The sequence below is a fragment of the Mycobacterium sp. GA-1841 genome, from assembly GCF_001954135.1.
In the GTDB taxonomy this organism is placed as follows: domain Bacteria; phylum Actinomycetota; class Actinomycetes; order Mycobacteriales; family Mycobacteriaceae; genus Mycobacterium.
This window is the reverse complement of the sequence record NZ_MBEQ01000024.1, coordinates 188,253-200,753: the sequence shown is the minus strand read 5'-3', so window position 1 is coordinate 200,753 and position 12,501 is coordinate 188,253. Positions and strand designations below refer to the sequence as shown.

The 12,501-nt window shown below is 65.2% G+C and carries 8 protein-coding genes; all 8 read left to right on the top strand.

Going from position 1 to position 12,501, the window contains the following annotated elements; translation table 11 throughout:
• Positions 1–23: 23 nt before the first annotated feature.
• The 8 genes from A5740_RS07255 to A5740_RS07220 all read left to right on the top strand — a co-directional run bounded on the left by A5740_RS07255 (position 24) and on the right by A5740_RS07220 (position 12,496).
• Positions 24–3,539 (top strand): DNA-directed RNA polymerase subunit beta, encoded by a 3,516-nt coding sequence (locus A5740_RS07255; protein WP_076192663.1) that lies wholly within the window; start codon positions 24–26, stop codon positions 3,537–3,539.
• Positions 3,540–3,587: 48 nt separating this feature from the next.
• Positions 3,588–7,541 carry a DNA-directed RNA polymerase subunit beta' gene (locus A5740_RS07250; RefSeq protein WP_076192661.1) on the top strand — a complete coding sequence of 1,318 codons (3,954 nt, stop codon included), beginning with the start codon at positions 3,588–3,590 and terminating at the stop codon, positions 7,539–7,541.
• Positions 7,542–7,751: 210 nt separating this feature from the next.
• Positions 7,752–8,051, top strand: a complete 300-nt coding sequence (locus A5740_RS07245) for an urease subunit gamma (RefSeq protein WP_371454732.1) — start codon at positions 7,752–7,754, stop codon at positions 8,049–8,051.
• A gap of 21 nt (positions 8,052–8,072) precedes the next feature.
• Complete coding sequence (gene ureB, locus A5740_RS07240; protein WP_076192660.1) at positions 8,073–8,459, top strand: urease subunit beta; 387 nt, start codon at positions 8,073–8,075, stop codon at positions 8,457–8,459.
• Positions 8,456–10,174 carry an urease subunit alpha gene (gene ureC, locus A5740_RS07235; protein WP_076192658.1) on the top strand — a complete coding sequence of 573 codons (1,719 nt, stop codon included), beginning with the start codon at positions 8,456–8,458 and terminating at the stop codon, positions 10,172–10,174. The genes ureB and ureC overlap by 4 nt, the downstream gene beginning before the upstream one ends.
• Positions 10,167–10,871, top strand: a complete 705-nt coding sequence (locus A5740_RS07230) for an urease accessory protein UreF (RefSeq protein ID WP_175616185.1) — start codon at positions 10,167–10,169, stop codon at positions 10,869–10,871. Before ureC ends, A5740_RS07230 begins: the two co-directional genes overlap by 8 nt.
• 16 nt (positions 10,872–10,887) lie before the next feature.
• Positions 10,888–11,571: an urease accessory protein UreG gene (gene ureG, locus A5740_RS07225; protein ID WP_076192657.1), complete on the top strand. Its 684-nt coding sequence runs from the start codon at positions 10,888–10,890 to the stop codon at positions 11,569–11,571.
• Between the two features lies 1 nt (position 11,572).
• Positions 11,573–12,496 (top strand): urease accessory protein UreD, encoded by a 924-nt coding sequence (locus A5740_RS07220; protein ID WP_076192655.1) that lies wholly within the window; start codon positions 11,573–11,575, stop codon positions 12,494–12,496.
• Positions 12,497–12,501 lie beyond the last annotated feature (5 nt).

Below are 12,501 nucleotides of genomic sequence, written 5' to 3'. Positions count from 1 at the left end.
GGCCTTTTCAAAAGTCGCATGAGGTGCTGGAAGGATGCATCTTGGCAGTCTCTAGCCAGAGCACAGCGAACGCTAACACCAATAACTCCGTCCCAGGAGCACCGAACCGAGTTTCATTTGCCAAGCTCCGTGAACCGCTTGAGGTTCCGGGGCTACTCGACGTTCAGACCGATTCCTTCGATTGGCTCGTCGGCGCCGACTCGTGGCGCCAGAAGGCCGTCGACCGCGGCGAGACCGACCCCAAGGGCGGCCTCGAAGAGGTTCTCGAAGAGCTGTCTCCGATCGAGGACTTCTCGGGCTCGATGTCGCTGAGCTTCTCTGATCCGCGCTTCGATGAGGTCAAGGCGCCCGTCGACGAGTGCAAAGACAAGGACATGACGTACGCGGCCCCGCTGTTCGTCACGGCCGAGTTCATCAACAACAACACCGGCGAGATCAAGAGCCAGACGGTCTTCATGGGTGACTTCCCGATGATGACCGAGAAGGGCACCTTCATCATCAACGGCACCGAGCGTGTCGTGGTGAGCCAGCTCGTGCGCTCTCCCGGTGTGTACTTCGACGAGAGCATCGACAAGTCCACCGAGAAGACGCTGCACAGCGTCAAGGTGATCCCCGGCCGCGGCGCGTGGCTGGAATTCGACGTCGACAAGCGCGACACCGTCGGCGTGCGCATCGACCGTAAGCGCCGTCAGCCGGTCACCGTGCTGCTCAAGGCGCTGGGCTGGACCAACGAGCAGATCACCGAGCGCTTCGGCTTCTCCGAGATCATGATGGGCACCCTGGAGAAGGACAGCACCGCCGGTCCCGACGAGGCGCTGCTGGACATCTACCGCAAGCTGCGTCCGGGCGAGCCGCCGACCAAGGAGTCCGCGCAGACCCTGCTGGAGAACCTGTTCTTCAAGGAGAAGCGCTACGACCTGGCCCGCGTCGGCCGCTACAAGGTCAACAAGAAGCTGGGCTTGAACATGGACAAGCCCGTGCAGTCGTCCTCGAACACGCTGACCGAGGAAGACGTCGTCGCGACCATCGAGTACCTGGTGCGCCTGCACGAGGGCCAGACCTCGATGACCGTTCCGGGTGGCGTCGAGGTCCCGGTCGAGGTGGACGACATCGACCACTTCGGCAACCGCCGTCTGCGCACCGTGGGTGAGCTGATCCAGAACCAGATCCGCGTGGGCCTGTCCCGCATGGAGCGCGTCGTGCGTGAGCGCATGACCACCCAGGACGTCGAGGCGATCACGCCGCAGACCCTGATCAACATCCGTCCCGTCGTGGCGGCGATCAAGGAGTTCTTCGGTACCAGCCAGCTGTCGCAGTTCATGGACCAGAACAACCCGCTGTCGGGTCTGACCCACAAGCGTCGTCTGTCGGCGCTGGGCCCGGGTGGTCTGTCCCGTGAGCGCGCCGGCCTTGAGGTCCGCGACGTGCACCCCAGCCACTACGGCCGCATGTGCCCGATCGAGACCCCTGAGGGCCCGAACATCGGTCTGATCGGCTCGCTGTCGGTGTACGCCCGGGTCAACCCGTTCGGCTTCATCGAGACGCCGTATCGGAAGGTGGCCGACGGTGTCGTCACCGACCAGATCGACTACCTGACCGCCGACGAGGAGGACCGCCACGTCGTGGCGCAGGCCAACTCGCCGATCGACGCCGACGGCCGGTTCACCGAGGACCGCGTGATGGTTCGTCGTAAGGGCGGCGAGGTCGAGAACGTGGCCCCGTCCGACGTCGACTACATGGACGTCTCCCCGCGCCAGATGGTCTCTGTCGCGACCGCGATGATCCCGTTCCTCGAGCACGACGACGCCAACCGCGCCCTGATGGGTGCCAACATGCAGCGCCAGGCGGTTCCGCTGGTGCGCAGCGAGGCCCCGCTGGTCGGTACCGGTATGGAGCTGCGCGCCGCGATCGACGCCGGCGATGTCATCGTCTCGGAGAAGGCGGGCGTCGTCGAGGAGGTCTCGGCCGACTACATCACCGTGATGGCCGACGACGGCTCCCGGCACACCTACCGGATGCGCAAGTTCGCCCGGTCCAACCACGGCACGTGCGCCAACCAGCGTCCGATCGTGGACGCCGGGCAGCGTGTCGAGGCCGGCCAGGTCGTCGCCGACGGTCCGTGCACCGAGAACGGTGAGATGGCCCTGGGCAAGAACCTGCTCGTGGCGATCATGCCGTGGGAAGGCCACAACTACGAGGACGCGATCATCCTGTCCAACCGCCTGGTTGAAGAGGACGTGCTCACCTCGATTCACATCGAAGAGCACGAGATCGATGCCCGCGACACCAAGCTGGGCGCCGAGGAGATCACCCGGGACATCCCGAACGTCTCCGACGAGGTGCTGGCCGATCTCGACGAACGCGGCATCGTCCGCATCGGTGCCGAGGTCCGCGACGGCGACATCCTGGTCGGCAAGGTCACCCCGAAGGGTGAGACCGAGCTGACTCCGGAAGAGCGCCTGCTGCGTGCCATCTTCGGTGAGAAGGCCCGCGAGGTTCGCGACACCTCGCTGAAGGTGCCCCACGGTGAGTCCGGCAAGGTCATCGGCATCCGCGTGTTCTCGCGTGAGGACGACGACGAGCTGCCCGCCGGCGTCAACGAACTGGTCCGCGTCTACGTGGCCCAGAAGCGCAAGATCTCCGATGGCGACAAGCTCGCCGGACGCCACGGCAACAAGGGCGTCATCGGCAAGATCCTGCCCGTCGAGGACATGCCGTTCCTGCCCGACGGCACCCCGGTGGACATCATCCTGAACACCCACGGTGTGCCGCGTCGTATGAACATCGGCCAGATCCTGGAAACCCACCTCGGGTGGGTGGCCAAGGCTGGCTGGAACATCGACGTCGCCGCGGGAACGCCGGACTGGGCGGGCAAGCTGCCCGAGGACCTGTACTCGGCCCCGGCCGACAGCATCGTCAGCACCCCGGTGTTCGACGGTGCCCAGGAAGGGGAGCTGGCCGGTCTGCTCGGCTCGACGCTGCCGAACCGTGACGGTGACGTCATGGTGAACGCCGACGGCAAGGCGACGCTGTTCGACGGCCGCAGTGGCGAACCGTTCCCGTACCCGGTGACGGTCGGCTACATGTACATCCTCAAGCTGCACCACTTGGTGGACGACAAGATCCACGCTCGTTCCACCGGCCCGTACTCGATGATCACCCAGCAGCCGCTCGGTGGTAAGGCGCAGTTCGGTGGCCAGCGGTTCGGTGAGATGGAATGTTGGGCCATGCAGGCCTACGGCGCGGCCTACACCCTGCAGGAGCTGCTGACCATCAAGTCCGACGACACCGTCGGCCGGGTCAAGGTGTACGAGGCCATCGTCAAGGGCGAGAACATCCCCGAACCCGGTATCCCGGAGTCGTTCAAGGTGCTTCTCAAGGAACTGCAGTCGCTGTGCCTCAACGTTGAGGTGCTCTCCAGCGACGGCGCGGCGATCGAGATGCGTGACGGTGACGACGAGGACCTGGAGCGCGCTGCCGCGAACCTGGGAATCAACCTGTCGCGCAACGAGTCCGCTTCAGTCGAAGACCTCGCCTAAGACCGCCAGCCATTTAGTTTCAACACCCGCAAGGGGAAAGGGAGTTACGTGCTAGACGTCAACTTCTTCGATGAACTCCGCATCGGCCTGGCCACTGCGGACGACATCCGCAACTGGTCCTTCGGCGAGGTCAAGAAGCCGGAGACCATCAACTACCGCACGCTGAAGCCTGAGAAGGACGGCCTGTTCTGCGAGAAGATCTTCGGACCGACTCGCGACTGGGAGTGCTACTGCGGTAAGTACAAGCGCGTCCGCTTCAAGGGCATCATCTGTGAGCGCTGTGGTGTCGAGGTCACTCGCGCCAAGGTGCGTCGTGAGCGGATGGGCCACATCGAGCTGGCCGCACCCGTCACGCACATCTGGTACTTCAAGGGTGTCCCGTCGCGGTTGGGCTACCTGCTCGACCTGGCCCCGAAGGATCTGGAAAAGATCATCTACTTCGCGGCCTACGTGATCACCTCGGTCGACACCGAGATGCGCCACAACGAGCTGTCCACGCTCGAGGCCGAGATGGTCGTCGAGAAGAAGGCCGTCGAGGATCAGCGCGACGCCGACCTGGAGGCCCGGGCCCAGAAGCTCGAGGCCGACCTGGCCGAGCTCGAAGCCGAGGGAGCCAAGTCCGACGTGCGCCGCAAGGTGCGCGACGGCGGCGAGCGCGAGATGCGTCAGCTCCGCGACCGGGCCCAGCGTGAGCTGGACCGGCTCGACGAGATCTGGACCACCTTCACCAAGCTGGCCCCCAAGCAGCTGATCGTCGACGAGGTGCTCTACCGCGAGCTGCAGGACCGCTACGGCGAGTACTTCACCGGTGCCATGGGCGCGGAGTCGATCAAGAAGCTCATCGAGACCTTCGACATCGAGGCCGAGGCCGAGTCGCTGCGCGAGACCATCCGCAGCGGCAAGGGGCAGAAGAAGCTGCGCGCGCTCAAGCGTCTGAAGGTCGTCGCGGCCTTCCAGCAGTCGGGCAACTCCCCGCTGGGCATGGTGCTCGACGCCGTCCCGGTGATCCCGCCGGAGCTGCGTCCGATGGTTCAGCTCGACGGTGGCCGCTTCGCCACCTCCGACCTGAACGACCTGTACCGCCGCGTGATCAACCGCAACAACCGGCTCAAGCGACTGATCGATCTGGGCGCGCCCGAGATCATCGTCAACAACGAGAAGCGCATGCTTCAGGAGTCGGTGGACGCGCTGTTCGACAACGGCCGTCGTGGTCGTCCGGTCACCGGCCCGGGCAACCGTCCGCTCAAGTCGCTGTCCGATCTGCTCAAGGGCAAGCAGGGCCGCTTCCGTCAGAACCTGCTCGGTAAGCGCGTCGACTACTCCGGCCGTTCGGTCATCGTCGTCGGTCCGCAGCTCAAGCTGCACCAGTGCGGTCTGCCGAAGCTGATGGCGCTGGAACTGTTCAAGCCGTTCGTGATGAAGCGTCTGGTCGACCTGAACCACGCACAGAACATCAAGAGCGCGAAGCGCATGGTGGAGCGTCAGCGTCCCCAGGTGTGGGATGTCCTCGAAGAGGTCATCGCCGAGCATCCGGTGCTGCTGAACCGTGCACCTACCCTGCACCGCCTGGGTATCCAGGCCTTCGAGCCGCAGCTGGTCGAAGGCAAGGCCATCCAGCTGCACCCGCTGGTGTGTGAGGCGTTCAACGCCGACTTCGACGGTGACCAGATGGCTGTGCACCTGCCGCTGTCGGCAGAGGCCCAGGCCGAGGCCCGCATCCTGATGCTGTCCTCGAACAACATCCTGTCGCCGGCGTCGGGCAAGCCGCTGGCCATGCCGCGTCTGGACATGGTGACCGGTCTGTACTTCCTGACCACCCTCGTCGAGGGGGACAAGGGCGAGTACGTGCCGGCCGGCAAGGATTCCGCCGAGCAGGGTGTGTACAGCAGCCCGGCCGAGGCCATCATGGCCCTGGACCGCGGTGCGCTGTCGGTGCGCGCGAAGATCAAGGTGCGGCTGACCGATGCGCGTCCGCCGGCCAACATCGAGGCGGAACTTTTCGAGAACGGCTGGAAGCCGGGCGACGCCTGGACCGCGGACACCACGCTGGGCCGGGTGCTCTTCAACGAGCTGCTGCCCAAGGGCTACCCGTTCGTCAACGAGCAGATGCACAAGAAGGTCCAGGCCCGGATCATCAACGATCTGGCCGAGCGCTTCCCGATGATCGTGGTGGCGCAGACCGTCGACAAGCTCAAGGACGCCGGTTTCCACTGGGCCACCCGTTCGGGTGTCACGGTCTCGATGGCCGACGTGCTGGTGCCGCCGCAGAAGCAGGAGATCCTGGAGCGGCACGAGGCCGAGGCCGAGGCGATCGAGCGCAAGTACCAGCGCGGCGCGCTGAACCACAACGAGCGCAACGAGTCCCTGGTCAAGATCTGGCAGGACGCCACCGAAGAGGTGGGTAAGGCGCTGGAGGAGTACTACCCGGCCGACAACCCGATCATCACGATCGTGAAGTCGGGCGCCACGGGTAACCTCACCCAGACCCGCACCCTGGCCGGCATGAAGGGGCTGGTGACCAACCCGAAGGGTGAGTTCATCCCGCGCCCGATCAAGTCCTCGTTCCGTGAGGGCCTGACGGTGTTGGAGTACTTCATCAACACCCACGGTGCTCGTAAGGGTCTGGCCGACACCGCTCTGCGTACCGCCGACTCGGGTTACCTGACCCGTCGTCTGGTGGACGTGTCGCAGGACGTCATCGTGCGCGAGACCGACTGTGAGACCGAGCGCGGCATCATCGTCACGCTGGCCGAGCGCGGCCCGGATGGTTCGCTGATCCGCGATGCGCATGTCGAGACCTCGGCGTTCGCTCGCACGCTGGCCACCGACGCGGTCGACGACAAGGGCAACGTTGTCATCGAGCGCGGCCATGACCTGGGCGACCCGGCCATCGACGCGCTGCTGGCGGCCGGCATCACGCAGGTGAAGGTCCGCTCCGTGCTGACCTGCGCCTCCGCGTCGGGTGTGTGTGCCAAGTGCTACGGCCGTTCGATGGCCACCGGCAAGCTGGTCGACATCGGCGAGGCCGTCGGCATCGTCGCCGCCCAGTCCATCGGTGAGCCCGGTACCCAGCTGACCATGCGTACCTTCCACCAGGGTGGTGTTACCGGTGGCGCCGACATCGTCGGTGGTCTGCCGCGTGTCCAGGAGCTGTTCGAGGCTCGTATCCCGCGGAACAAGGCGCCGATCGCCGACGTCGCGGGCCGGGTCCAGCTGGAGGAGACGGACAAGTTCTACAAGATCACCATCGTCCCCGACGATGGCGGCGAGGAAGTTGTCTACGACAAGCTCTCCAAGCGTCAGCGCCTGCGCGTGATCACCCACGAGGACGGCTCCGAAGGCGTGCTGACCGACGGTGACCACGTCGAGGTCGGCGACCAGCTGATGGAAGGCTCCGCCGATCCGCACGAGGTGCTGCGGGTCCAGGGCCCCCGCGAGGTGCAGATCCACCTCGTCAAGGAGGTCCAGGAGGTCTACCGGGCCCAGGGCGTGTCGATCCACGACAAGCACATCGAGGTCATCGTCCGGCAGATGCTGCGTCGCGTCACGATCATCGATTCGGGTTCGACGGAGTTCCTGCCCGGCTCGCTGACCGAGCGTGCCGAGTTCGAGTCGGAGAACCGTCGCGTCGTGGCCGAGGGCGGCGAGCCCGCGGCCGGACGTCCGGTGCTGATGGGTATCACGAAGGCATCGCTGGCCACGGATTCGTGGCTGTCGGCGGCGTCGTTCCAGGAGACCACCCGCGTGCTGACCGATGCGGCGATCAACTGCCGCAGCGACAAGCTGCAGGGTCTGAAGGAAAACGTGATCATCGGCAAGCTGATCCCGGCCGGTACCGGTATCAACCGCTACCGCAACATCCAGGTGCAGCCGACCGAAGAGGCCCGCGCTGCGGCGTACACGATCCCGTCCTACGAGGATCAGTACTACAGCCCGGACTTCGGTGCGGCCACCGGTGCTGCGGTTCCGCTGGACGATTACGGATACAGCGACTACCGCTAGTTGGTTCGGAAAAGCCCCCGCTCCCGTTTTGGGAGTCGGGGGCTTTTTCGTGCACGGTCGCCGATGTTGTTTAACGGACCCGGCCAGGGGTAACCGGGGCTCGGCGAAGTGGAGGCGAGCGTGGCACACCAGGACGGTCATCGGGAGTCCGGCGAGTCGACCATGGCGACCACATCGACCCCTGGTACCGAGACCTGGATCTCTGCGCTCATGCTCTCGCCGAGGGAGACCGAGAAACTCGTCATCTACCAGGTTGCCGACCTGGCCCGGCGGCGAAAACAACGCGGAACCAAGCTCAATTTTCCGGAGGCCATCGCGCTGATCTGCGAAGCTCTGCTCGAGGCGGCCCGCGACGGCGCATCCGTGGCCGATGCCATCGAATTGGGCAAACAAGTCCTCACCCGCGACGACGTCATGCCGGGCGTGCCCGAGTTGGTGACGCTGGTTCAGATCGAGGCGACATTCAAGACCGGCAGTCAGTTGATTTCGGTATCCAATCCCATTCCCTGATCCGAACTGAAACGAGGCGGCATGATTCCCGGTGAATGGTTCATCAGCGACGAACCCGTCGAAATCAACGCGGGCCGACCGGTCACAAAACTGCTCGTGAAGAACACCGGCGACCGGCCCATCCAGATCGGTTCGCATTACCACTTTTTCGAAGTGAACCGGGCGCTGGACTTCGACCGTCCGCGGGCGTTGGGCAAACGCCTCGACGTGCCCGCCGGAAAGGCCGTCCGATTCGAACCCGGCGACGAAAAGGAAGTGGATCTGGTCGATTTCGGTGGTTCACAGCGGATTCTCGGTTTCAACGAGTTGGTAGGTGGTGCGGTGACCGCCGAACACACCGCGAGGCGGGCGTTGCGGCGTGCCAGTGATGGTGGCTACCTCGGTATGGATCACGAGGTTTCGTCATGAGCTCGATCCCACGGCGTACGTACGTCTCGCTGTACGGCCCCACCGTCGGTGACCGCTTCCGGCTCGCCGACACCGAATTGATCGCCCAGGTCGAACGCAGCCTGCTCACTCCGGGCGAAGAGGTCGTATATGGCGGCGGCAAGACGGTCCGGGACGGCATGGGTCAGGCACCCGGCATCCGCAATGCCGACGGCGCACTCGACCTTGTCATCACCGCGGCGATCGTGATGGACCCCATTCTCGGAATCGTCAAGGCGGACATCGGAATCAAGGACGGAAGGATCGCAGGCGTCGGTCAAGCGGGCAATCCTTACCTCCAGGACGGTGTCGATCCGGCGTTGGTGATCGGCGCGGGCACCGAGGTGATTTCGGGCGAGGGACTGGTGGCGACGGCCGGCGGCGTCGACGCACACGTGCACTTCCTCAGTGCCGCGCAGGTGCCACACGCCCTGTCCAACGGCATCACCACACTTATCGGCGGCGGCACCGGACCTGCGGACGGGTCCAAGGGCACCACCTGCACTCCGGGACCCTGGAATATCGCGCGGATGCTCCAGGCAACGGCGGGCTTTCCGGTCAATGTCGGGTTGCTCGGTAAGGGGAACAGCAGCCGTCCGGCCGCGTTGGTCGAGCAACTGGACGCGGGAACTTGCGGCCTGAAGGTGCACGAGGACTGGGGTGCGACGCCGGCCGTCATCGATTGTGCGCTGTCCGTCGCCGACGACTACGACGTTCAGGTGGCCATCCACACCGATTCGCTCAACGAGTGCGGCTATCTCTCCGAGACCATCGATGCGATCAATGGCAGGACGATTCACACCTATCACACCGAGGGTGCCGGCGGCGGCCACGCACCCGACATCATGGCGATCGCGGCACTGCCGAATGTGCTTCCCTCGTCGACCAATCCGACCCGGCCGTACACCACGGACACCACCGACAACCTTTTCTACATGACGACGGTCACCCACCACCTCAATCCGCAGAACCCGGAGGACATCGCGTTCGCGCAGTCGCGCATCCGCGGTGAAACCGAGGCGGCCGAGGATGTCTTGCAGGATCGTGGCGTGTTGTCGATGTATTCGTCGGATTCGCAGGCGATGGGCCGCATCGGCGATACCGTCACCACCGCCTGGCGCACAGCCGACAAGATGAAACAACAGACCGGGCCCTCGGACGGAGACACCGCCGAACACGACAACGGCCGAATATTGCGCTATCTGGCCAAGTACACCATCAACCCGGCTCTGGCACATGGCATTGCCCACCTCGTCGGCTCGTTGGAGACCGGCAAGATCGCCGACATTGTGTTGTGGCCGACCAACACGTTCGGCGTGAAGCCCAAGTTCGTCGTCAAGGGCGGGATGGTGGCCTGGGCCATGATGGGTGATCCCAGTGCCTCGATCCCGACACCCGAACCGGTGCTGTTGCGCCCCATGTTCGGCAGCGAGACGGCGGCTGCAGCCCGCACGTCGATGACGTTCATGTCGGCCTCGGCCGTGGCCGCCGGAATACCGGAACGGATCGGCCTGGACCGTTGGGTGGAGCCGGTGCGTGGTTGCCGGGCTGTCGGCAAGAAACAGATGGTGCGCAACAACGCAACTCCGGACATCCGCATCGACCCGGAGACGTTTCAGGTTTACCTCGACGGTGAGCGGGCCACCGTGGAACCGGCCGACCGGGTGTCGATGTCGCAGTTGTACTACATTGTCTGACTCGATACCGGGCTTCATCAGCGCACTGCAACTGGCAGATGCGTCGTTTCCCAGTGGGCGCTACACGTTGTCGCATGGCCTGGAGTCACTTGTTCAACACGGTGTGATCACGCGGTCGACCGACATCGGCACGCTCGGCGGGTTTTTGGCGGATCAGTTGCGGCACGGTTTCGCGCCGAGCGACGGCATCGCGTTGGCGTATGCCCACCGCGCCGCCGCCGACGGACATGAGGCGTTGGCGATCGAGGCGGATCGCCGGCTGACCGCGGTGAAGTTGACGAGGGAGGCACGCGACGCGTCGACGCGCACCGGACGGCAGTTGTTGGCCACCGCCAGTGGCGTTTTCGGCGGTGCGGCCACGGCACGTCATCGGGCGGCGGTGGCGGCCACCACCGCGCCGGGCAACGCCGCGGTGGTGATGGGTCTACTGCTGGCCGAACTCGGAGTGCCGCTCATCCACGCGGCGGCCACCGAGTTGTACGCCTTCATGGCTGGTTGGCTCAACGCCGCGGTGCGGCTCGACATCGCGGATCACCGGGTGGCGCAAGCGATTCTGCACGGCAGCCGGAGCCTGCTGCGGGAGACGTCGCAGCGGGTGGTCGATGCGGAATTGGACGAGCTGAGCAGCTGCGTGCCGCTGATCGACGTGATGAACATGAGGCACGAGCAGGCGTCGCTGCGCCTGTTCAGCACCTAGTACGACAGGAGATGAGATGGCCGAACACAGTCACAGTCACGCGCTGGCCGACCTCGGTACGTTGCCGCGTCTCGGCGGCGACGTACCCAGAATCGGCATCGGCGGGCCGGTGGGGTCCGGTAAGACCGCGCTGATCGAGGCATTGGTGCCACGGCTGGTTGCGCGGGGCCACCGTCCCGTCGTGGTCACCAACGACATCTTCACCCAGGAGGATGCCCAACACGTCCGTGGCGCCCTGGCCGGTGTGCTCGATCCGGATCGGGTGGTCGGTGTGGAAACCGGGTCGTGTCCGCATACCGCCGTGCGCGATGACCCGACGATGAATTTGGATGCCGTGCAACAACTGACCGGGCGGTTCCCCGATGCCGATCTGGTGTTGCTCGAATCCGGCGGTGACAACCTCACGCTGACCTACAGCCGAGCGTTGGCGGACTATTTCATCTTCGTCATCGATGTCGGCGAAGGCGACAAGATTCCGCGCAAACGCGGACCGGGCATCACCGCGTCGGATCTGTTGGTGATCAACAAGATCGACATTGCACCGTACGTGCATGCCGACCCGGCGGTGATGGCCCGCGACGCCGCGGCGGTGCGGCAGGACAGGCCGTTCGTGTTCACCGACTGTTTCAGCGGGCAGGGTCTGGATCAGGTGCTCGATCACCTGAGTCGGGCCGATCTGCTTCGACCTACCCGGGCCTAGCGTGGGCGCCGTCACGCGTGCTGAGCGCCGCCGGGACGCCCAGTGGTGGACACCGCCACGGCTGCCCGCCGTCTTCGCGCAGTATCCGGCCGACGGCATGGGCGCTGTCGGGCTGCTCGACATCGATGCCGCCGTCGTGGCCGGGGCCACCCGTATCGTCCGCCAGTTCCACCGCACGCCGCTGTACCTACTGCGGCCGCTGTACCTCGATCCGCAACATCCGGGTATGGCGTTTCTCTACCTACAGCAGCACGGCGACGGCATCCTCCAGGGCGACCGCCTGCGCATCGACATCGACGTCTCGGCCGGCGCGCAGGTGCATGTGACGACACAGTCGGCCACCAAGATCTACGGCATGGACGCCGGCTATGCCGTCCAACAGGTCAACATCTGCGCCGGTGCAGGCAGCGTGGTGGAGTACCTGCCGGATCCGGTGATCCCGTTCAAGGGCAGCCGGTTCTACGGCAGCAACAGGTTGGTTGTCGATCCCACTGCGACCGTGTTCTTCGCCGAGACCTTGATGCCCGGTCGCGCCGGTGAATACCACGACTATGACCTGTACTGGACGACGACGGTGCTGCATCGGCCGAGTGGCGAACTCTTGCTGTCGGACACGTTGTGCTTCGGGTCGTCGGCCGGCCGTGCCGACACCCCGGCACGGCTGGGCGGCTTTGCCGTGCACGTGGCTTTGTTTGTGCTTGCCCCGTCGGATCGGCTGTCGGAGTTGACCGCCGTGTTGGTTGACGCGCTCGGTTCGTGTCGAGATGTGCTGGCCGGGGTGAGCGCGTTGCCATCCGAGTGCGGCGTTGGTGTGCGAATTCTCGGGCACTCGACGCGGTCGGTGGCCGCGGCCGTGCGGGTCGGTTGGCAGTCGGCCCGGCTGGCGCTGCTCGGTGCGCCGGCACCGGACCTGCGCAAGGGATAGGGATG